General features: G+C 51.7%; 19 protein-coding genes. 17 read left to right on the top strand and 2 right to left on the bottom strand.

Annotation, left to right across the window (positions count from 1 at the left end; all coding sequences use genetic code 11):
* The first annotated feature begins 3 nt into the window (after nucleotides 1-3).
* The 12 genes from lapB (at nucleotide 4) to dusA (ending at nucleotide 14,763) form a co-directional block, all read left to right on the top strand.
* The gene (gene lapB, locus OEW58_03935) at nucleotides 4-1,137 is read left to right on the top strand and encodes a lipopolysaccharide assembly protein LapB (GenBank protein MDH5300491.1); all 1,134 of its coding nucleotides are present in this window, start codon (nucleotides 4-6) and stop codon (nucleotides 1,135-1,137) included.
* Between the two features lie 12 nt (nucleotides 1,138-1,149).
* A complete protein-coding gene (pyrF, locus tag OEW58_03930) occupies nucleotides 1,150-1,854 on the top strand; it encodes an orotidine-5'-phosphate decarboxylase (protein ID MDH5300490.1) in 705 nt (234 codons plus the stop codon).
* Between the two features lie 4 nt (nucleotides 1,855-1,858).
* Nucleotides 1,859-3,403 carry a hypothetical protein gene (locus OEW58_03925; GenBank protein MDH5300489.1) on the top strand — a complete coding sequence of 515 codons (1,545 nt, stop codon included), beginning with the start codon at nucleotides 1,859-1,861 and terminating at the stop codon, nucleotides 3,401-3,403.
* Nucleotides 3,404-3,442: 39 nt separating this feature from the next.
* Nucleotides 3,443-6,247, top strand: a complete 2,805-nt coding sequence (locus OEW58_03920) for an SLBB domain-containing protein (protein ID MDH5300488.1) — start codon at nucleotides 3,443-3,445, stop codon at nucleotides 6,245-6,247.
* Nucleotides 6,248-6,261: 14 nt separating this feature from the next.
* Entirely contained in the window at nucleotides 6,262-7,200 is a 939-nt protein-coding gene (locus tag OEW58_03915) for a Wzz/FepE/Etk N-terminal domain-containing protein (protein MDH5300487.1), read from the top strand.
* Between the two features lie 14 nt (nucleotides 7,201-7,214).
* A complete protein-coding gene (locus OEW58_03910; protein MDH5300486.1) occupies nucleotides 7,215-8,663 on the top strand; it encodes a mannose-1-phosphate guanylyltransferase/mannose-6-phosphate isomerase in 1,449 nt (482 codons plus the stop codon).
* Between the two features lie 143 nt (nucleotides 8,664-8,806).
* Entirely contained in the window at nucleotides 8,807-10,624 is a 1,818-nt protein-coding gene (gene lepA, locus OEW58_03905) for a translation elongation factor 4 (GenBank protein ID MDH5300485.1), read from the top strand.
* Nucleotides 10,625-10,640: 16 nt separating this feature from the next.
* Nucleotides 10,641-11,468, top strand: a complete 828-nt coding sequence (gene lepB / locus OEW58_03900; GenBank protein ID MDH5300484.1) for a signal peptidase I — start codon at nucleotides 10,641-10,643, stop codon at nucleotides 11,466-11,468.
* A 28-nt stretch (nucleotides 11,469-11,496) separates the two neighbouring features.
* The gene (gene rnc, locus OEW58_03895; protein MDH5300483.1) at nucleotides 11,497-12,165 is read left to right on the top strand and encodes a ribonuclease III; all 669 of its coding nucleotides are present in this window, start codon (nucleotides 11,497-11,499) and stop codon (nucleotides 12,163-12,165) included.
* Nucleotides 12,158-13,054: a GTPase Era gene (era, locus tag OEW58_03890; GenBank protein MDH5300482.1), complete on the top strand. Its 897-nt coding sequence runs from the start codon at nucleotides 12,158-12,160 to the stop codon at nucleotides 13,052-13,054. Before rnc ends, era begins: the two co-directional genes overlap by 8 nt.
* Entirely contained in the window at nucleotides 13,047-13,757 is a 711-nt protein-coding gene (gene recO, locus OEW58_03885) for a DNA repair protein RecO (protein ID MDH5300481.1), read from the top strand. Before era ends, recO begins: the two co-directional genes overlap by 8 nt.
* Nucleotides 13,758-13,788: 31 nt before the next feature.
* Nucleotides 13,789-14,763, top strand: a complete 975-nt coding sequence (gene dusA, locus OEW58_03880; protein MDH5300480.1) for a tRNA dihydrouridine(20/20a) synthase DusA — start codon at nucleotides 13,789-13,791, stop codon at nucleotides 14,761-14,763.
* On the opposite strand, the gene OEW58_03875 is transcribed toward dusA, so the two are convergent.
* On the bottom strand, nucleotides 14,760-15,188 hold the full coding sequence (locus OEW58_03875; GenBank protein ID MDH5300479.1) for an MTH938/NDUFAF3 family protein: 429 nt from the start codon (nucleotides 15,186-15,188) through the stop codon (nucleotides 14,760-14,762). The two genes, dusA and OEW58_03875, sit on opposite strands and share 4 nt — an antisense overlap.
* A gap of 317 nt (nucleotides 15,189-15,505) precedes the next feature.
* On the opposite strand from OEW58_03875, the gene OEW58_03870 reads away from it, so the two are divergent.
* The 3 genes from OEW58_03870 to OEW58_03860 all read left to right on the top strand — a co-directional run bounded on the left by OEW58_03870 (nucleotide 15,506) and on the right by OEW58_03860 (nucleotide 18,380).
* On the top strand, nucleotides 15,506-16,819 hold the full coding sequence (locus OEW58_03870) for a homoserine dehydrogenase (GenBank protein MDH5300478.1): 1,314 nt from the start codon (nucleotides 15,506-15,508) through the stop codon (nucleotides 16,817-16,819).
* Nucleotides 16,820-16,838: 19 nt separating this feature from the next.
* Nucleotides 16,839-17,924 (top strand): threonine synthase, encoded by a 1,086-nt coding sequence (gene thrC / locus OEW58_03865; protein ID MDH5300477.1) that lies wholly within the window; start codon nucleotides 16,839-16,841, stop codon nucleotides 17,922-17,924.
* Between the two features lie 177 nt (nucleotides 17,925-18,101).
* Nucleotides 18,102-18,380 carry a DUF3579 domain-containing protein gene (locus OEW58_03860; protein ID MDH5300476.1) on the top strand — a complete coding sequence of 93 codons (279 nt, stop codon included), beginning with the start codon at nucleotides 18,102-18,104 and terminating at the stop codon, nucleotides 18,378-18,380.
* Nucleotides 18,381-18,424: 44 nt separating this feature from the next.
* Here the strand turns inward: OEW58_03860 and dksA are convergent, their stop codons facing one another.
* Nucleotides 18,425-18,829 carry an RNA polymerase-binding protein DksA gene (gene dksA / locus OEW58_03855; GenBank protein MDH5300475.1) on the bottom strand — a complete coding sequence of 135 codons (405 nt, stop codon included), beginning with the start codon at nucleotides 18,827-18,829 and terminating at the stop codon, nucleotides 18,425-18,427.
* Nucleotides 18,830-19,152: 323 nt separating this feature from the next.
* Between dksA and OEW58_03850 the strand changes: the two genes are divergently transcribed.
* Nucleotides 19,153-19,911 carry an HAD family hydrolase gene (locus OEW58_03850; protein MDH5300474.1) on the top strand — a complete coding sequence of 253 codons (759 nt, stop codon included), beginning with the start codon at nucleotides 19,153-19,155 and terminating at the stop codon, nucleotides 19,909-19,911.
* A 13-nt stretch (nucleotides 19,912-19,924) separates the two neighbouring features.
* The gene (locus OEW58_03845; protein MDH5300473.1) at nucleotides 19,925-21,082 is read left to right on the top strand and encodes a pyridoxal phosphate-dependent aminotransferase; all 1,158 of its coding nucleotides are present in this window, start codon (nucleotides 19,925-19,927) and stop codon (nucleotides 21,080-21,082) included.
* The last annotated feature ends 61 nt before the right edge of the window (nucleotides 21,083-21,143 follow it).

Here is a 21,143-nt window from a genome sequence, read left to right as displayed (position 1 = left end):
CTCATGTCTGATCTGCTATGGTTTTTACTGCCCGTAGCAGCATATTCCGGTTGGTGGGTTGCCGTCAGGCAACAAAAATCACGTCGCTCCGTTTCTGCGCTGACTGAGGATTACTACAAAGGTATCAACTACCTGCTGAACGAACAGCAGGATAAGGCAATGGACATTTTTGTCCGCATGATGGATGTGAACACCGATACGGTTGAACTCCATTTGGCCTTGGGCACGATTTTTCGCAAACGGGGTGAGGTGGATCGAGCAATCACACTCCATCAAAATTTAATTGCCAGACCTAATTTGTTGCCCCAGCAAAAAGAATTGGCACTGCTGGAGTTGGCTCAGGACTTTTTGGCTTCAGGGCTGTTGGACCGGGCAGAGCGGCTGTTACTCGATTTGAAATTGTCACACCAGCATTGTGAGCAGGCTCTGCGACATCTGGTGGATGTGTACCAATTTGAAAAAGATTGGGAAAAAGCCATTGTGACAGCCCAGCAGTATGAACGAATTTCCGGGCGTAAACTATCTGCGCGAATATCACACTTCTATTGTGAGCTGGCTGAGGCGGCGATCGCAAAATCAGATCAGGCCAACGGCAAAGCATTGCTCAAAAAAGCGTTGGCCGTTGACGTATATTGTGCGCGGGCTAACATTCTGGTTGGCGCGATGGAAATGCAAAATCAGAATTACCACCAGGCGATTGTTGCCTTCATGGAAGTGTTGGAACAGCAGCCAGCGCTTATTGGCGAGGTTTTACCTTCGCTGATTAAGTGTTACGAAGCGCAGGGTTGGGAAAAAAATATTTCTGGTGTACTGGATGAAATATGGAGCCGGTATAAACCCAAACGCAGTGCGCTGTTGATGTCGCGGATGTTTGCCAGATTTGGTACTCAGCACGACGCGGAGCAAGTACTGCGGCGGCTTATGTTGGAGTTTCCGTCAGTGCAAACGCTGGCGTCGTATGTGAATTCGGTGGATTTGAAAACGAATCCTCAGGGAGTTGAGTACGTAAAAAATGCATTGTCACAAATGTTGAGTGAAGGTGCTTCGTATCGTTGTGATGACTGCGGCTTTTCTGGAAAAGAACTCCATTGGCAATGTCCCAGCTGCAAGGCCTGGGGCACAATTAAACCTCTATAAAAATTGTAAAAAATGAAGAATGTTACGTCTCCTGTTGTTGTGGCACTGGATTATGCCGATAGTAAGTCAGCATTAAAAATGGCCTCACAGCTAAATCCTGCGGATTGTCGAGTTAAAGTCGGCAAGGAATTATTTACTGCCGAAGGTCCTGCGGTGGTTGAGGCTTTGCATAAAGCAGGGTTTGAAATATTTTTGGATCTGAAATTTCATGATATTCCCGCGACGGTTGGTAAGGCATGTCGCGCAGCAGCGGAGCTGGGCGTTTGGATGGTCAACGTGCATGCCAGTGGCGGTAGCCGGATGATGGAGGCTGCACGCGAAGCCGTGGATGCATCCACACATCAGCCGTTATTGATTGCAGTGACTGTGTTGACCAGCATGGATCAAAGTGATCTGAGTGAAATTGGCATTTCGGTTTCTCCCATTGAGCAAGTTAAGCGTTTGGCGAGTTTGGCCAAAAAAAGTGGTATGGACGGCGTGGTGTGCTCGGCGCAGGAAGCACAGATGTTGCGCCAGGAAATAGCGGCGCCATTTGCGCTGGTCACGCCAGGAATTCGCCCTCTGGGGGCCGATGCTGGTGATCAGCGACGGATTCTTACCCCATCACAGGCAAAGCAGGTTGGGGTGGATTATATGGTTATTGGCCGGCCAATAACCCAGGCGGCTGATCCGCAGGCTGCGTTGGGGCAGATTCTGCAGGAGCTAGGGAATCAATAGATTGATGCCTTGGCCATCTCGGTTATTTCTATTTGCCTTTCTCATGGTGTCGGCATTCTCGCTGAGGGCGGAAGTTGTCGACGGTCATCGCGACTCTCTGCCTGTGTTGTCAGGCGACTATCGATTTAGCTACGAAGAAATCCAGTTGCCCGACGGCGAGCGGATGGGATTATTGGGTGGCAATTATTTGCTGCGCAATGATCACAACGTTTATTTGGGATTGGGTATTTATGGCGCAGTGACTGGTCAGCGGGGTGGTTTTTTTGTAGGTGGTTTTGACACGGGCGCCGTTGTCTGTCGATGGCAATATTGGTGTGTCGATGCGGGTGCCTATGTCGGCGGCGGCGGTGGCGCGGCTGCGCCTCAGGGTGGTGGATTGATGCTGCGTCCTCATCTGGAACTGCGTTATTTGGCGCGGGATGAGGGTTGGCAATGGGGCGTTGGGGTGAGCGAAGTGCGCTTTCCCAATGGCAATATTACCGATCGTCAGGGTTATTTGTCGGTTGCAAGACGTTTTCAGACGCTGATGTTGCCGGGCTGGCACGAGTCAGCTGATTTGCAAAAATGGAGTGCGCCGTTGGCGGCTCTGGAGGGCTCGTCCCGGACAATATATTTGCAGTTGATGAACTACTATCCCACTTATTCGCAGCGAGGTCGATCGGGGAAAGTGCTCGATCAGGCCATCCAGGTGGGGGGGGTGCGTTGGCGTCAAGACTGGTTGGATGACTGGCTGCTTGATTTTGAAACTGCGGGTGCCTTTGGTGGTGAAGTGGATGGCTTGGCCCAGGTATTTGCGGGAACCAGTTGGCGCTGGTGTCGACTAAGTTATTTTGATTGTTATGCGACGGCGATGATTGGTTCTGCGGGCGGTGGTGATTTGCACACCGGCGGCGGCGTATTGGGGCGAGTACTATTGGGTAGTGAATACGCGATCAATAAACATTGGTCAGTATTGGTTGAGGGCGGACAAACTTCCGCGTTACAGGCACCGTTTAACGCTTCCATGTTGAATGTCGGATTGGGATATCGGTATGGCGTAATTCAGCCAACTCGGCGGATGGTTGCTGACGACTCTCGTTCCACCGAATGGCAGCGAAATCGCTGGCGTCTGGGCGCGCAAAGCTATTTTTCATCCGTTGATCAGTTGCGAAAAAGTTCGCAAGGTAGTGAGCAGGTAGATTTGTTGGCGTTGAAACTGGATAGTTTTTTTAGCAAAACAGGTTATGTGACTGGCCAGGCATTAGGTGCTTTTCGTGGCGACGCGGGTGGATACGCGGTGGGTTTGATGGGGATAGGTGGCCATTGGATGTTGAGTGATGCCTGGTTTGCCGAGGCGGAAGTGACGACCGGAGCCGCCGGCGGCGGTGGTATTGCGGTTGGAAGTGGTGCGGTTTTACAACCAATGCTGTCGTTGGGCTGGCGTTTTGATCCGTCGCTGGCGGTTTCGTTTAGTGCCGGTCAGGTATGGGCGATTGACGGCGAATTGTCCGCACAAGTGGCTGATGTTTCGGTAAACTATCATTTTTCTGTGCCTCACTGGGTGCAGTAGCAGGACATAATATTTGTTTAGTTGGGGGATTGGGATCAAATGCGATTGTTATTAAACATGGCGATGGCCGTAATGTTGGGCTTGATGCAGGGCGCGACGTTTGCGGCGCCGACTCCGACTGCACAGCAGTTGCAAATGTTTAATTCGTTGTCCACCTCTGAGCAGCAGCAAGTGTTGAAAATGATGGGGAAGTCGGGTGATAGCTTTGGAAACACTTTGCTAGGTGGTGTCGGAACTGGTGGGAAAAATGTGGCCGGTTCAGATAAAAAAACAGGCTCACAGAAGTCTCAATCCGAGGAAAGTACTGACCCAGCGTCGCCCGATTTGCGGGATCTGCGTGACTTGCGCTTCGCGCCCGGTGATAGTTTGATTGTGCGTTATATTCCTAAAGCTGATTTGTTGCCCAGAGAATTGTTGCCGCCCGCCAAAAATGCATCGCCAGGTGCAGTAGTGCCTGATCGTCCGCAAGAGCTGTATGTTTTGGATAAATACGGCGTACTAAATTTGACTTATGCTCCCCCCATTCCTCTCGCTGGTTTGGATGAAGAACAAGCATCGCTGCGAGTGGCTTTGGAGCCCGTGTTTGATAATTATTTTGTTATCGTGACCAAATTGCATTTGCAGCCTCAGGGAAAGGAAGCGCTCAAGCCTTTTGGATATGAACTTTTTAAGGCTGAAACCAATGTTAATGGTATGGACGAGAGCAGTTCCATGTCTGTGCAGATGCCGGTACCGTCAGATTATGTGGTTGGTCCAGGCGATACGGTTAATGTGCAATTGTTTGGTAAAGAGAATCAACTTTACGAACTGGAAGTGAGTCGTGAAGGTAGTTTGTTGTTTCCCGGCGTTGGCGCAATTTCAGTCGTGGGCATGAGTTTTTCTGAACTCAAACGGGATTTAAGCAAACGCATACAGAACCAGTTTATCGGTGTAGAAGCCCAGGTTTCCATGGGGCAGCTGCGGACCATCCAGGTTTTTGTGACTGGTGAAGTGGCCAAGCCAGGAAGCTATTTGGTAGGTGCGCTCAGCACCATGACACAAGTGCTAAGCACAGCGGGCGGAATGACCGAAATTGCATCCATGCGCAATGTGTCGTTAAAGCGTAAAGGCCGACTGATTCAAGATCTGGATTTGTATGAGTTGCTGTTGAATGGCAATTCCAGCAGCGACTTGCGTTTGCAGTCGGGCGATGTGGTCCACGTTCCAGCATTGAGTCGTTCGGTAAGTATTATCGGTGAAATTCGTCGCCCTGCGATTTACCAGTTGCGTGGCAAGGAATCGTTAAAGGATTTGTTTCAGTTGGCTGGCGGTCTGACTGCCGATGCGTTTGAGCTAGGTGTGCGTATTGAGCGGGTTGTCGAGGGTGGTGCGCGCAAAGTGTTGTCCGTGGAGATAGCTAAGGCATCCAGTGTTGTGTTGCAAGATGGTGACCTGGTGCAAATTAATGCAGTGGCATCGCGAGTAGAAAAATATGTTCAACTGACAGGCTGGGTGGATAGACCAGGACGCTATCAGTGGGCCCCAGACATGCGGGTGTCGCAATTGCTAGGTCGACGCGCACAAATGGATCCGCAAACCGATTTTTCCTACTCACTGGTGAAACGCTACGGCACTGACACGCACTTGGAGGTGACAGGGTTTGATTTGGGGCAGGCCCTGGACAACCCGGGTAGTGATGCGGATTTGAAATTACAGGCTCGTGATGAGGTGGTTGTTTTTGCGACGGGCCAGAATCGGCAAATAGAAATGACGAGAATTGTCACCGAATTGCGTAAACAGGCAAGGTCGGATAATCCAGCGTTGTTGGTGCGGTTGCATGGCCAGGTACACTCACCTGGCGAGTTCCCGTTGACACCGGGGATGCGAGTCAGCGATTTGTTGCGTGCGGGTGGCATGCTGTTGGATTCGGCACACGTGATGGAAGCCGAGCTGACGCGTTTCAGCGTCGATGCCGAAAATGGCCGACAAATTAGCCACATGAAAATTGAGTTGCAGTCGGTATTACGTGGTGAGCGTTCAGCAGACATTACCCTGCAGCCTTATGACGTCTTGACCATTAAGGAAATTCCGCAATGGGAGGAACGCGATAGCGTAGAGGTGGCTGGCGAAGTGAGATTCCCTGGTCGTTATCCCATTCGTCGTGGTGAAACGTTGAGCGAATTGATTGTTCGTGCCGGAGGTTTTACCGATCACGCCTATATTCAAGGCGCCGTTTTCATGCGCGAAGAATTGCGTGAGCGCGAGCAAAAACAGCTCGATGCGATGGCAGCGAATCTTGAAGCGGAATTGGCCGCGGTTGCTTTGCAGCGCTCGGGTGAAGTCAGTCAGGTTTCTACCGCAGGTATGGCCAATGATCTGTTGGGCAAATTGAAAACAGTGAAGGCTGCGGGGCGTTTGGTTATTCATTTGGATGCGGTGAAAGCTAGCCTGGATTCGGGCCGAAGGACAAATACAGGCGACGACATTGTTTTGCAGGGCGGCGATAAATTGTTCATCCCTGGTCAGATGCAGGAAGTGACAGTATTGGGTGAAGTGTTTCATCCGACTTCGCACTTGTATCGTTCAGGCGCGGATATTGAAAAATATCTGGATGCCAGTGGTGGCATGACCAACAAGGCGGATGCTGAGAGGGTGTATGTCATTAAAGCCAATGGTTCGGTGCAATTGGCCAAACGCAGTTGGTTGGAGCCACAAGTCAACCTGTCTCCAGGCGATACGGTCATTGTGCCGTTTGATTCGGAAAAGGTCAGTTCACTGAAATTGTGGACCGACGTTTCACAAATCGTTTATCAGCTGGGTTTATCCGTGGCGGCGTGGAAGAACGTTGGCCTGTTGGCCATGTAGAGGTTTGAATGAATATGCAGGATAAAAACCACGGCCCGCTGACTCCAGAAGAAATGAAGCAATTGCCTCAGGCGGTTTATTTTGCGCAGCCGCCGATGGTGGTCGATGATGAAATCAATTTGCTTGATTATTGGCGGGTGTTGGTTGAGTACAAAAAACTGATAGTGTTGCTGACGGTGCTGGCGACAGCGCTGGCGTTGACGGTCGCACTGCTGATGACGCCGGTATATCGTGCTGAGGTGATGGTGATGCCCGCTGACGATAAAACTGGCGGTGGCTTGAGTGCTTTGGCGGGACAGTTTGGTGGTTTGGCATCGCTTGCCGGGATTGAGTTAGGCGGTGGCGGCGGGCAGACGGCTGCAGCGATGGCGACCTTGAACTCGCGGGCGTTTACCGAGATGTTTATCAATGAACACAAATTGATGCCTGTTTTGTTCGCACAGCAATGGGATGCGCAAAACAAGCATTGGCTGGTTGAGGCGGATGCACCTACTGCATGGGATGCATTCAAAGTTTTCGATGGTATTCGTACCATTTCTGAAGACAAAAAATCAGGAATGATTACCCTGTCGGTGGAGTGGACCGATCCAGCATTGGCAGCGGCGTGGGCGAATCAACTGATTGAACGAATTAATGCACATCAGCAAGCCAAGGCGATAACTGAGGCCAAGGAAAGTATCGCGTATTTGCGTCAGGAATTGGAACAAACCGGCGTGGTTGAAATGCGCCAGTCTATTTTTAATTTGATTGAAGCCCAGACCAAACAAATTATGTTGGCCAATGTGCGCGAGGATTATGCGTTTAAAGTGATTGATCCTGCGGTGGTGCCAGAGGAAAAAATTAAACCCAAGCGAGCGTTGATTGTGGTGCTTGGGTTTATGGTTGGATTAATGCTCGGTGTGTTCACTGCATTTTTTGTTTCGTTTATCAAAAAACAACGGCAGGCCGTTTAGACCAGGATGTTTTTATGACTCAGCTTTTTCCGGTGATTTTGTGTGGTGGCTCAGGAACGCGTTTGTGGCCCATGTCACGTGAACACTTTCCCAAACAATTGTTGGCATTGACAGGTAAAGAAAGTCTGTTACAGCAAACTGTTGCGCGCTTTCCAAAGGGGATGTTGGCGGCGCAGGCACCGCTGCTGGTCAGCAACGAAGCGCAGCGTTTTTTGGTTGCCGAGCAAATGCGGCAGATCAATATGCCTGACAGTATGATTATTCTTGAGCCTCAGGCCAAAAATACCGCGCCGGCGGTGACCCTGGCAGCGCAGCATATTGTCGCCAAACAGGGTGACGGATTGATGCTGGTGATGCCGGCGGATCACGTGATCAAGCAAGTTGACGTATTTCATCAGGCAGTAAAACAAGGTATTGCTTTGGCCGAGCAAGGTTCGGTAGTGACGTTTGGCATTGTGCCGACCCATGCAGAAACCGGTTTTGGTTACATCAAGCGTGGCAAAACCGTGCAAGGTGAGGCTTGTGCTATTCATGCGTTTGTTGAAAAACCCAATCTGGAATTGGCGCAGCAGTTTGTTGCCAGCGGCGACTATTTCTGGAACAGCGGCATGTTCTTGTTCAAGGCCTCGGTGTGGTTGAAGGCGTTGGATAAACTTGCGCCACAAATCTCCGCCTGCGTGGCCAAAGCCTACGCGGAAGGCCGCGATGATATTGATTTCTTCCGCGCCCACAAAGACCATTTCGCCGCTTCCCCTTCGGACTCCATTGACTATGCCGTGATGGAACATTTGACGGAAAATGCAGGTGCAGCGCTGGCGCAAGGTGTGGTTATCCCGCTGGATGCCGGATGGTCAGATGTCGGCTCCTGGGAAAGTCTGTGGGACGTGGGCGATAAAGATAGCGACGGGAATATGCTGCAGGGCGACGTGTATACCGAGCAAACCCATGATTCGATTATTCTCGCCGAGCAACGATTGGTGGCGACCATCGGTGTGAGCAATCTGATTGTGGTGGAAACGCCCGATGCGGTTTTGGTGGCGGACAAGTCACAGTCGCAGCAGGTGAAAAACATTGTCAATCGGTTGAAAACCGAAAAGCGCAGCGAGGCGACCAGTCACCGTTTGGTGCATCGCCCCTGGGGAACCTACGAGGGTATTGACCAAGGCAGTCGCTACCAGGTGAAGCGTATTGTGGTTAAACCAGGTGCGCAGTTGTCGTTGCAAATGCACCATCATCGGGCGGAACACTGGATTGTGGTCAGTGGCACGGCCAGGGTTACCCGTGGGGATGAGGCATTTTTGTTGTCCGAGAATCAATCCACCTACATTCCGTTGGGGGTGACCCATCGGCTGGAAAACCCGGGCACTATTCCGCTGGAATTGATTGAAGTACAGTCTGGTAGCTACCTGGGCGAGGACGACATTGTACGTTTTGACGACATCTACGGTCGTCAAAAGGCGTGATTTTGACCCCCGGCAAATGGATTTGCCGGAATAAATGCGCACAAAGCCATCTATCTCTTGGGCCGGACGCCCGTTCGCGATAAAATCCAGCTCTTTGTAACAGGCCTCCGGAGATGCCGGAGTGTTGATCACCTCTAATCACGTTGTGCAGATCTGTGACTGATATTACCCACATCCGAAATTTTTCCATTATTGCCCATATCGACCATGGTAAGTCCACCTTGTCCGACCGTCTGATTGAACTGTGCGGCGGCTTGACCAAACGCGAAATGGCGGCGCAAGTGCTTGATTCTATGGATATTGAGCGTGAACGCGGGATTACCATCAAAGCGCAGAGCGTTACCCTGAAGTATAAAGCCAAAGACGGCGAAATCTATCAGCTCAACTTTATCGATACCCCTGGCCACGTGGACTTCTCCTATGAGGTATCGCGCTCCCTGGCTGCCTGTGAGGGAGCCTTGCTGGTGGTGGACGCGTCACAAGGGGTAGAGGCGCAAAGTGTTGCCAACTGCTATACCGCGCTCGAACAGGGCTTGGAAGTGATTCCTGTACTGAACAAAATTGACTTGCCTGCGGCTGATCCTGGTCGGGTGAAGCACGAAGTTGAAGAAATCATCGGCATCGAAGCCCAGGATGCTGACGAGATCAGCGCCAAAACAGGCTTGGGCGTAGACGGTTTGCTTGAAACGATCGTAAAGAAAATACCTGCTCCCAAGGGCGATCGCGAAGCTCCACTGCAGGCGCTGATCATCGACTCCTGGTTTGACAACTACCTTGGGGTGGTCTCGTTGGTGCGAGTGATGCAGGGCACGCTGCACACCAAGCGAAAAATTAAAATGATGTCGACCGGTGATGTGCATTTGGTGGACGGCGTGGGCATTTTTACCCCGAAGAAAACCGATACCGACAAGCTTGAAGCCGGCGAAGTTGGATTCATGGTTGGCAGCATCAAGGATATTTACGGTGCGCCAGTGGGTGACACCATTACCTACGCGGACAAGCCTGCGGCCAAAGCGTTGCCCGGTTTTAAAGCGATACAGCCACGCGTTTTTGCCGGTCTGTTTCCAATCACCGCTGAAGATTATGAAAACCTGCGCGATGCGTTGGGCAAATTGAAACTGAACGATGCGGCGCTGTTCTACGAGCCAGAAAATTCCATGGCATTGGGGTTAGGTTTCCGTTGCGGCTTCCTTGGTACACTGCACATGGAAATTGTGCAAGAGCGCCTGGAGCGTGAATACGATCTGGATTTGATTACCACCGCACCAACGGTTGTTTACGAATTGCAGATGAGCGATGGCAGCATCAAACGCATCGATAATCCCGCTGACTTGCCTGAGCCTAACAAGTATGAAGAAATTCGCGAGCCGATTATTACTGCCAACATTTTGTTGCCACAAGAATACGTGGGTGCGGTGATTAATTTGTGTGTTGATAAACGCGGTGTGCAGAAAAAAATGCAATACCTCGGTAATCAGGTCACGCTGGTGTATGAGTTGCCGCTGAACGAGGTGGTACTGGATTTCTTTGACCGACTTAAGTCGGTTAGTCGTGGCTACGCGTCACTGGATTACCAATTGGATCGATTCCAGCCTGCAGATCTGGTGAAGCTCGATATTTTGATTAATGGCGAGCGCGTTGATGCGTTGTCATTCATTGTGCATCGCGATACCGCACAACCGCGTGGTCGTGATCTGGTGGAAAAAATGCGTGAGCTGATTCCGCGACAAATGTTCGATATCGCAATACAAGCGGCTATTGGAGGTCACATTGTCGCGCGCAGTACCGTTAAAGCATTGCGTAAGAACGTATTGGCGAAGTGCTATGGTGGTGACGTTTCGCGTAAACGCAAACTGCTGGAAAAGCAGAAAGCGGGTAAGAAACGCATGAAACAGGTGGGGTCTGTCGAGATTCCACAGGAGGCATTCCTCGCTGTGCTCAAAGTCGGCGACAATAACTAAGGACGATAACAAAGTTATGCATTTCGATTTTCCCACAATCATGGTGTTGGCGGTGGTCGTGACGGGTGTTATCTGGGGGTTGGATGCCATCTTCTGGGCACCGAAGCGCAAGTCTGTTGCGGATGCTTACCTGAAAGATCACCCCGGTGCCGATGACGAAATGGTTAAATCGGTCTCGAAAGAACCGCTGCTGGTGGAGTATGCCAAGTCATTTTTTCCGGTGATTTTGGTGGTGTTGTTGCTGCGCTCGTTTTTGGTCGAACCGTTCCGTATTCCATCGGGATCAATGCTGCCAACTTTGGAAGTAGGTGATTTTATTCTGGTGAATAAATTCAGCTACGGCATTCGCTTGCCCGTGGTGGATTACAAAGTTGTGGAAGTAGGCTCACCGCAGCGTGGTGATGTGTTGGTGTTTCGCTATCCCAAGGATCCAAGCACCGATTACATCAAACGCGTCGTCGGCTTGCCTGGTGACCATATCGAATATCGTAATAAAACGCTGTACGTTAACGGTCAGTTGATGTCCAAGGAATATATTGGACCGTACATGGGCAGTGTTACCGGTATGCCGCTGGCAGGTTTGAATCGGATGCAGGAAATGCTGGATGGTGTGCGTCACGACATCCTGATCGAAAATGGAAAACCGCGCATTGATGGTGAAATGATTGTGCCCGCTGGGCAGTATTTCGTCATGGGCGATAATCGCGACAACAGTAATGACAGTCGTTTTTGGGGGACCGTCAGCGAAGAATTTTTGGTTGGCAAGGCATTCATGATCTGGATGAATTTTAATACGGACCAAGGTGGTGTTTCCTGGGGACGTATTGGTCAGAGAATTGAGTAAGGATGCGTACTTGAATCAGTCAAAAGATCTGTTGCTGAACAAGCTGGGATATCGTTATCAGAACCCGGATTTGTTCACGCAGGCGCTGACCCATCGCAGCATGGGTGGAATGCACAATGAGCGTCTGGAATTTCTTGGCGACAGTATTCTTAATTTTGTGATTGCGCATGCGTTGTATCAACGCTTTCCACGTGCCACCGAAGGTGAACTCAGTCGTTCCCGAGCGAGTTTGGTCAAAGAGGATACGCTGGCAGAAGTTGCGCTGGAGTTATCCTTGGGCGACTATTTGTTGCTGGGCTCGGGTGAATTAAAAAGCGGCGGTTTCCGCCGTAAATCCATTTTGTCAGACACGCTGGAGGCGCTTTTCGGCAGTGTTTATTTGGACGGTGGTTTGTCAGCAGCAGAGCAAGTGATTCTTCATCTGTTCGATACGCGGCTGGATAATTTTGTGATGAGCAAAAATCTGAAAGACCCCAAAAGCCGCCTGCAGGAATTATTGCAATCCAGGCGTATTCCCTTGCCAGAGTATAAAGTGATTTTTATTGGTGGCGCGCCGCATGACCAGCATTTCAAAGTGGAATGTTACGTCGAAGGTTTGGATCAGCCCACAATGGGTGAAGGCAGTAGTCGTCGCAAAGCAGAGCAGGCTGCGGCTGCAGAGGCTTTGCCGTTAATTAAGAAGGTGTTGAATGTCTAAGAAGGTTGGCTTTGTGGCGATTGTTGGTCGGCCGAATGTGGGTAAATCGACGTTAATGAATAAAGTTCTGGGGCAAAAGGTGAGTATTACTTCTCGCCGTCCACAGACAACGCGGCACCGCATTTTAGGAATTCATACGACGGCCACGGCGCAAATTATTTTTGTCGACACGCCGGGATTACATAAAGGCGGCAAAAAAGCCATCAACCAGTTTATGAATCGCCAGGCCAGTCAAAGTATAGGTAACGTGGACGCGGTGGTGTTTGTGGTCGAAGGCACACGCTGGACCGATGAAGATGATATGGTCGCGGCTAAATTGCAAAATCTGGACGTGCCGTTGTTTATTGCGGTCAATAAAGTTGATCTGATCGACAACAAAGAAAAATTGCTCCCGGCCTTGGCCAGTATCCAATCGAAAGTACCCACCGCCAAAGACATTATTCCGGTCTCTGCCGCCAAGGGAAGCAATCTGGATCGTTTTGAAAAAATGATTGAAGAGTGTTTGCCGGAGAGCGATACGTTTTACCCCGAAGATCAAATCACCGACAAGACAGACCGTTTTTTGACGGCCGAGGTAATCCGCGAAAAATTGATGCGTTCGTTGGGGCAGGAATTGCCCTATGTGTGCACCGTCGAAATTGAGCAATTCAAGGAAGACAAACAACTACTCGAAATTGCTGCAGTTATCTGGGTGGAGCGCGATGGTCAGAAAGCCATTATCATTGGTAAGCAGGGTCAGAAGCTGAAAGAAATCGGTACGGCGGCGCGCAAGGAACTGGAAGTCATGTTTGGCCAAAAGGTTTTCCTGCAGCTCTGGGTGCGAGTAAAGAGCGGCTGGACTGACGATATACGTGCGCTACAAAGTCTCGGCTACAGGGACAATGAGTGATTTTCGAGTTGAACTCCAGACCGCGGTGGTGATCCATCAGCGGCCTTTCAAAAACACCAGTGCTATCGTCGATTTTTTTACCCGTGATTATGGGCGGATGGCGGCGGTAGTACAGGGTGCAAAGCGTGAAAAATCGAAATGGCGCGGGCTGATTCAGCCTTTTCAGTTGCTGCAAATTTCCTGGCAGGGGCGTGGTGAACTGCCGAAGTTGATTGCGGCTGAGTCGTTGGGGCAAATTCATTTTCTTACTGGCGAGGCGCTGTTCAGCGCGCTGTACGTCAACGAGTTGCTTATGCGTCTGCTGCAAAAGCATGATGCGATGCCCGTGTTGTTTGATCAATATCTGCGGACTATTGAACAATTGCTCGCAGAGAATAGTGTCGAGTCATTGCGCTGTTTTGAACTGTGCCTGTTACAGTGTTTGGGCTATGAGTTGCCGCTGCAATATGAGGCGGGAAGCGATGTGCCAATCGAGCCAGATCGATATTACCGGTTGGTGATTGGGGAGGGATTTGTTGCCTCTGAGGTGGCCACGATGGCTATCGCAGGCAGTAGTTTGCTGGCCATTGCTCGTAAGGATTTTTCATCGCCGCAAGTGGCAAAGGATGCCAAGTACATTGTGCGAATGGCGCTGCAACGACTGTTAGGTGACAAGCCTCTCAAAAGTCGAGAATTGCTGTTGGCCTACAAGGCTAAACGTTAAAGTTAGAGAGTGGATGATTGTGGCTTCGACCATGAAATTTTCGCGAACCGTCTCCGTTGCACCCATGATGGACTGGACAGACAGGCATGACCGCTATTTTTTGCGCCTGCTTAGTCGCCACGTTTTGTTGTACACCGAGATGGTGACCACCCATGCGCTGTTGTACGGTGATCGCAAACATATACTTCGTTACGATGCCACTGAACATCCGGTGGCATTGCAACTCGGTGGCAGTGATCCGATAGATTTGGGCGTGTGCAGTCAAATTGGTCAGGAGTTCGGCTACGACGAAATTAATTTGAACGTTGGCTGCCCCAGTGACAGGGTTCAATCCGGGCGATTTGGTGCGTGTTTGATGGCCGAGCCAGATCTGGTGGCGGATTGTGTTGCTGAAATGAAAGTGCGCGCTCCAGAATTGCCGATCACGGTCAAGCACCGGATTGGTATTGATGACAGCGAAGGTTATGTGTTTTTGCGTGAATTCATCGACAAGGTTGCTGCGGCAGGTTGCGATGTGTTTATTGTGCATGCGCGCAAGGCGTGGCTGAAGGGATTGAGCCCGAAAGAAAATCGCGAAATTCCGCCGCTGGATTACAGCATGGTGTATCAGTTGAAGCGTGATTATCCGCAGCTGAATATTTCCATTAATGGTGGCATCATGAACTTGGATCAGGCCGATCAACAGTTGGCGCACGTGGATGGCGTGATGATAGGGCGAGCGGCCTATCATGATCCGTATATTCTGGCTGATGTTGATCAACGCTATTTTGGTTCAACTGATGCGGTGAAAAGTCGCAAACAAATTGTGCGCGACTATTTGCCCTACATCGAAAAAGAATTATCTGCCGGCACTGCGCTTCATCACATGAGTCGACACATTCTGGGGATTTTTTCCGGTTGCACCGGCGCACGCGCCTGGCGTCGTCACATCAGCGAAACCTCGCACAAGCGGGGCGCAGGAATCGAGGTCATTGAGCGAGCGATGGCGCTGGTTGACGAGGATTAGTCAATCAGTATGGCGATGGCGACGCGGCGGCGGTCGGAAATCAAAAAATTATAGGTGCGACAGGCTGCACTGTTGCCCATCACTTCGACGCCAATGCGGCGACTGGTTAAAATCTGGGTTATTTCCTGCTTGGGAAAACGGATTTTTTCACCGGTCCCCAGGATGAGTAATTCGGGCTTTTCGTCCAGTAGTGGGGCCAGGTGCGCGGCGGTCAGTTCGTCCAGGCTGCGTGGCTCCCATTGTTCCACCAATTTCTGCGGCAACATCCAGAAGCTATGCTCCAGCGTATGCACGGTGGCGACTGCCGATGCGGTGTCCGGCGAGATAATCACATTGTCGCCTAAGGGGGCGAAAACCTGCGCCTTGCCCGCTTGGTATGAGCGGAATGTATAGGCGCTTGTGTTATAATCTTGGCTGATTTGCATGCAGAACCTCCGGGCCGGGTATTATGCCGCGTTAGAGGTGAAAAATCTTCATTGACAGGGTGTTAGCGCAACAGTATTTTTGCGGGCGGCCTTGGATATGGGGTTTGCGCATGTCATGGCCAGAGCGCAGATCTTCTCGGAAAATCAAATGGTTCGGTGTCTATGTCGGTGATCAGTCCCGCAGTCACTGTGGATCATGATGTGTTTTGGCCGAGGTTTGTGAGTTTGATAGGGTAGTCAGGCAAGAATGGCTGACACTGAAGGCCGGCAGCCCGAGTGGCTGGTTGGCGAGATTAACGGAAATCATGGAGAAACATGTGGGTCCGGTAAAGATTGGTTTGTTGGGTTTGGGTACCGTCGGTGGCGGTACAGTCAATGTGTTGAAACGCAATGCCGAGGAAATCAGCCGTCGTGCAGGTCGTGCCATTGAGGTTGTTCATGCCTCTGCGCGCGACATTTCCCGTCCTCGCAGTTGCGACCTGACGGGAATTACTCTGACCGCCAATCCCGCTGACGTGGTGGAAAATCCGAATGTAGACGTGGTTGTCGAGCTGATGGGCGGTGACCAGCCTGCGCACGAACTGGTGATGCGCGCCATCGCCAACGGCAAGCATGTGGTGACGGCCAATAAGGCGTTGATTGCCAAGTACGGTAACGAAATTTTTGCCGCAGCGCAGAAAAAAGGCGTGATGGTCGCGTTTGAGGCCTCTGTCGCCGGTGGTATTCCCATCATCAAATCGATCCGTGAAGGTTTGAGTGCCAACCGCATTCAATGGCTGGCCGGCATCATCAATGGCACGGGCAATTTCATCCTGACTGAAATGCGCGATAAAGGCCGTGATTTTGCCGACGTGTTGGCCGAAGCCCAGCGTCTGGGATACGCCGAAGCCGATCCGACGTTTGACGTTGAAGGCATCGATGCTGCCCACAAGTTGACTATTCTGGCATCGATCGCGTTCGGTATTCCGCTGCAATTTAGCAAAGTGACAACCGAAGGCATTACCGGTATTACCCGTGAAGATGTGGTTTACGCCGAAGAATTAGGCTATCGCATCAAACACCTGGGTATCGCCCGTCGTACTGATGAAGGCGTTGAGCTGCGCGTGCATCCGACCCTGATTCCTGAGCGCCGCCTGATCGCCAACGTGGACGGTGTTATGAATGCGGTACTGGTCAAAGGTGACGCAGTGGGTGCGGCGATGTTCTACGGTCCTGGTGCAGGTGCAGAGCCGACGGCTTCGGCAGTCGTGGCAGACTTGGTTGACGTGGTGCGCGCTCTGACCAGCGACCCGGAAAATCGTGTACCGCATCTGGCGTTCCAGCCCGATGCGTTGTCCAATTTGCCCATTTTGCCCATGAGCGAAGTGGTCACTGCGTACTATTTGCGCATGCAGGTTGAAGATAAGCCCGGCGTGCTGGCCGACGTGACCCGATTCATGGCCGATAGCGGCATCAGTATTGAGGCCATGGTGCAAAAGGCGGCGGACGAGACCAAGCCGACCAGCATCATCATGGTGACCCACCGGGTTAAAGAAAAAGACATGTTAGCTGCCATTGGCAAGATTGAGGCTTTGTCGTCCATCAAGGGCAAGGTCACCAAGATTCGCCTGGAACAATTGAACAAAAACTAAGAGATAGAGGACCGTAATCATGCCTTTTCGTCCCCGTTATACCGGCCTGATCGACAAATACCGTGATCGTTTGCCGGTACACGACGATACCCGAATCATCAGTCTGGGTGAGGGTAATACCCCGTTGATTCGTTTGAACAACATCCCGCGTTTGATCGGTCATAACGATGTTGATATCTATATCAAATACGAAGGATTAAACCCCACCGGTTCGTTCAAGGACCGGGGTATGACCATGGCCGTGACCAAGGCTGTGGAAGAGGGCAGCAAGGCGATTATCTGTGCGTCAACCGGGAACACGTCGGCTGCCGCTGCAGCGTATGCTTCTCGCGCTGGGATTACCGCATTCGTGTTGATTCCTGAGGGCAAAATCGCGTTGGGTAAATTGTCGCAGGCCATGATGCACGGCGCGGTGGTGATCCAGATCAAAGGCAATTTTGACCACGGTATGGAGCTGGTTAAACAGGTGGGTGGCCAGGCGCCAGTGACCATCGTGAATTCCATTAATCCTTATCGTCTGCAGGGTCAGAAAACGGCGGCGTTTGAAATTGTTGAAGAACTGGAATGCGCTCCAGACTTCCACTGCTTGCCTGTGGGCAACGCTGGCAACATCACTGCCCACTGGATGGGATACACCGAATATCATCAGCACGGCATCGTCAACAACGTGCCACGCATGGTGGGTTACCAGGCTGCAGGCGCAGCGCCGTTCATGCGCGGCAAAATGGTCGACAACCCCGATACGCTGGCAACGGCGATTCGCATTGGTCATCCGCAGTCCTGGGATAAGGCGTGGAAGGTCAAAGAAGACTCCAATGGCTGGTTCGACGAGTGTACCGATGCGGTGATTCTGGAAGCTCAGGCCATGCTGGCGCAGCACGAAGGTATTTTCTGTGAACCTGCATCAGCGACTTCGTTGGCAGGTGCCATGCGTGATATCAAGTCAGGCAAGATTCCGGCAGGCAGCAAGGTTGTCTGTACCCTGACTGGACACGGTCTGAAAGATCCGGACATTGCCATCAAGCAATCCACCGGCGTGATTCACACCGTTGAAGCCAAGCTGGAAAGCGTGAAGAAGGCCATTCTGGACAATATGGTTGACTAAATTCTAGTCAATCCAGTCCTCTCAAGGCCCCGGCAGCAACACTGCCGGGGCCTTTGTTTTTTCATATGCAGGTTTGCAAAAAGCGCTTTAGCAAATAACAAAAGTGACGATATTTAAGCAGGGTTTTTGTGCTCCTTGAGAGTATAGGTTGTTATCGCGCAGAGGACGCAGGCACGAATGGAAAACCAAGCGCAAAAGTGGGTTATTGAGAGTGTTCGCCTAGATGGCAAACGGTTTCGTCCCAGTGACTGGATTGAACGTATTTCCGCCAATATGGGCAGTTTTGGGGCAGATCATCGGCTGCATTATTCCAAATCCGTCTATCCGTGTGTGGTCGACGGTGAAAAATGTCTGATGGTGGATGGTCGGTTGAAGGTCGAAGATCCGATCGGGTACGAGTACATCATGTCGTTCGCTCGTATAAACGGCCTGCGGTCGCATCCGCTGGATGGTTGAAACGAACAGAAAAAAGCCCGCGTGATGCGGGCTTTTTTGTGGTTTTAGTTGCTGATATGCTTTTCGCGAATCTCGTCCAGCGTTTTGCAGTCTATGCATAGCGTGGCGGTTGGGCGGGCTTCCAAACGGCGAATGCCGATTTCGATGCCGCACTGGTCGCAAAAACCGTATTCGTCGTTTTCCAGGGAACGGATGGACTCTTCAATTTTCTTGATGAGTTTGCGTTCGCGGTCACGTGCCCGCAGCTCCATGGTGAACTCAGATTCCTGGGTTGCGCGGTCGTTAGGGTCCGGGAAGTTAGCGGCTTCGTCCTGCATGTGATGCACGGTACGGTCGACTTCCTCCATCAATTCCCTTTTCCAGGCGTTAAGAATGCCCATGAAGTGTTTGCGCTGGGCATCATTCATGTATTCTTCGCCGGCTTTTTCCTGGTAAGGGACAAAGCCCAGGAAATTGCTGCTGGAGCCTTTGACTACAGCGGCTTGTTTGGTCGTGGCAGTCGCTGTCTCCACCGCAGATGCTACTGACGTACTGACAGTTTCGGCGGTTTTCTTAGTGGCACTGGTTTTCTTTGCGCTGACTTTCTTCGCACTTGCCTTTTTCGCGGCCATTTTCACTCCATCTCCCATTGCCGAGAATATCTGAATTGGCTTTTTTACCAGAAAGGGTCAGGCACCGCAACATTGTATGTCACTGAACAAGTCGACTTGCCATTTTGTGGTTTACAGCCTATAAAGGCAGCCCTGAGTAGGTTTGTAAGGATTTGAGTCAAATGCAGTTAGAAGCCCTGTTGTTCGATGTGGATGGCACGCTGTCGGATACCGAGCGTGATGGTCATCGCGTAGCCTTTAATCTTGCCTTTAAAGATGCGGGTTTGGATTGGGATTGGGATGAGGAACTCTATGGTGATTTGCTGACCGTGACCGGTGGCAAGGAGCGCATGGACTTCTACATCGAAAAATACCGCCCCGATTTTAAAAAGCCGGACGATTACAGTGGTTTCTTGAAGAAAATGCACGCAGCCAAGACCGAACATTTCACCCGCATGCTCAAAGACGGCGTGATCGGTTTGCGTCCTGGTGTGAAACGCCTGATTGCTGAAGCCCGTGCCCAGGGTCTGCGTTTGGCGGTGGTGACAACGACTACCCCTGCGAACGTCGAAGCTCTGTTGACGGCAGCATTGGCTCCGGATGCCATGAGCTGGTTTGAGTGCATCGCCGCCGGCGATATCGTGCCTGCCAAGAAGCCTGCACCCGATATCTATTTCTGGGCGCTGGACAAAATGAAGCTCAAACCCGAGCAGTGCGTTGCCCTGGAAGACTCAGGCAACGGCATCAAGTCCTCGCTGGGAGCCAAGGTTAAAACCGTCATTACCATCAACGGCTATACCCGCGATGAAGATTTCACCGGTGCCAGCGTGGTGGTCGACAACATGGGCGAACCTGGTGCGCCCTGCCAAGTGATTTCAGGCAGCCTGGGTGGTCAGACGCTGATCAACGTGGCGGCACTGCGCTATATTCACGCCCATTAAAGTGATTCCGACGATGTCGATTGCTCAGCGCATGGACCGCATTGCGCCGTTCCACGTCATGGCTTTGCTGGCCAGGGCACGGGAGCTGGAAGCCCAGGGGCGCGACATCGTCCACATGGAAATCGGCGAGCCGGATTTTTCCACCCCTGAGCGCATTACCGAGGCGGCTGTCGCGGCCATGCGCCAGGGGAAAACCCATTACACTCCCGCACTGGGGGTGTCGGCCTTGCGCGAGGGTATCGCTGATTTTTACCAGTCACGTTACGGTGTCAGTATTACCCCTTCGCGGGTAGTGGTGACACCAGGTTCATCAGGTGCACTGCAGTTGATTATGGGAGTGCTCGTCAATCCCGGTCAGCAGGTGATCATGGCGGATCCGGGCTATCCGTGTAACCGGCATTTTGTCGAACTGGTGGGTGGACAGCCCCGTCTGGTGCCGGTGGATGGTTCAACGCATTACCAGCTGACGCTGCAGCAGGTGAAGGATCACTGGAACGAACACAGCGTGGCCGTGATGCTGGCCTCACCCTCCAACCCCTGCGGCACCCTGATCGATGAACAGGAACTGCGAGCCATCATCCATTGGGTTGAGGCGCGTGGTGGCGTGGTGATTGTCGACGAAATTTACCACGGGCTGATTTATGGCCCGCATCCGCAAACAGCAGCGGCGTTTTCCGAGTCGCTGTTTGTGGTTAACAGTTTTTCAAAATACTTCGCCATGACGGGTTATCGCGTCGGTTGGCTGATCGCGCCGACCGCCTATCTGGATGCGATAGATCGTTTGGCGCAGAATCTGTTTTTGGCACCCTCAACGCCGGCCCAATATGGTGCGCTGGCGGCGCTGGAACCCGAGTCATTGGATATTCTTCAGGCGCGTGTGCAGGTGTTCCAGCAGCGTCGCGACTTTTTGCTGGCCGAATTACCCGCGATGGGATTTCGGATTCTCAGTGAACCGCAGGGCGCGTTTTATATCTACGCGGATTGCTCGGCAATCAGTGCGGACAGTTTTGAGCTGTGCCGACAATTGCTGGAGCAGGCCGATGTGGCGGTAACACCCGGGGCTGATTTTGGTCTAAATCAGCCGCAAATCCATGTCCGCTTTGCCTATACCACCGATATTTCCCGGCTAAAACTGGGAATCGCTCGCATAAAAGCCTTCCTGCAAGGTTAAAACCCTAGAAATTTCCGGGCATTGAGCCGACAAAAGTCATAGGTATTCTATGGAATTGTCG

It is taken from the genome of Gammaproteobacteria bacterium (assembly GCA_029884425.1).
GTDB lineage: Bacteria > Pseudomonadota > Gammaproteobacteria > S012-40 > S012-40 > JAOUHV01.
The sequence above is the reverse complement of the archived record's forward strand: the minus strand, read 5'-3'. Positions and strand labels throughout refer to the sequence as shown.

What these genes read in the sequence shown, in the direction of transcription:
- OEW58_03860 (MDH5300476.1), top strand. Translation starts at nt 18,102, where the DNA reads ATGGAAAACCAAGCGCAAAAGTGGGTTATTGAGAGTGTTCGCCTAGAT.
- era (MDH5300482.1), top strand. Translation starts at nt 12,158, where the DNA reads ATGTCTAAGAAGGTTGGCTTTGTGGCGATTGTTGGTCGGCCGAATGTG.
- lapB (MDH5300491.1), top strand. Translation starts at nt 4, where the DNA reads ATGTCTGATCTGCTATGGTTTTTACTGCCCGTAGCAGCATATTCCGGT.
- dusA (MDH5300480.1), top strand. Translation starts at nt 13,789, where the DNA reads ATGAAATTTTCGCGAACCGTCTCCGTTGCACCCATGATGGACTGGACA.
- thrC (MDH5300477.1), top strand. Translation starts at nt 16,839, where the DNA reads ATGCCTTTTCGTCCCCGTTATACCGGCCTGATCGACAAATACCGTGAT.
- recO (MDH5300481.1), top strand. Translation starts at nt 13,047, where the DNA reads ATGAGTGATTTTCGAGTTGAACTCCAGACCGCGGTGGTGATCCATCAG.
- lepB (MDH5300484.1), top strand. Translation starts at nt 10,641, where the DNA reads ATGCATTTCGATTTTCCCACAATCATGGTGTTGGCGGTGGTCGTGACG.
- OEW58_03850 (MDH5300474.1), top strand. Translation starts at nt 19,153, where the DNA reads ATGCAGTTAGAAGCCCTGTTGTTCGATGTGGATGGCACGCTGTCGGAT.
- OEW58_03915 (MDH5300487.1), top strand. Translation starts at nt 6,262, where the DNA reads ATGCAGGATAAAAACCACGGCCCGCTGACTCCAGAAGAAATGAAGCAA.
- OEW58_03920 (MDH5300488.1), top strand. Translation starts at nt 3,443, where the DNA reads ATGCGATTGTTATTAAACATGGCGATGGCCGTAATGTTGGGCTTGATG.
- OEW58_03910 (MDH5300486.1), top strand. Translation starts at nt 7,215, where the DNA reads ATGACTCAGCTTTTTCCGGTGATTTTGTGTGGTGGCTCAGGAACGCGT.
- OEW58_03875 (MDH5300479.1), bottom strand. Translation starts at nt 15,188, where the DNA reads ATGCAAATCAGCCAAGATTATAACACAAGCGCCTATACATTCCGCTCA.
- OEW58_03925 (MDH5300489.1), top strand. Translation starts at nt 1,859, where the DNA reads ATGCCTTGGCCATCTCGGTTATTTCTATTTGCCTTTCTCATGGTGTCG.
- pyrF (MDH5300490.1), top strand. Translation starts at nt 1,150, where the DNA reads ATGAAGAATGTTACGTCTCCTGTTGTTGTGGCACTGGATTATGCCGAT.
- OEW58_03845 (MDH5300473.1), top strand. Translation starts at nt 19,925, where the DNA reads ATGTCGATTGCTCAGCGCATGGACCGCATTGCGCCGTTCCACGTCATG.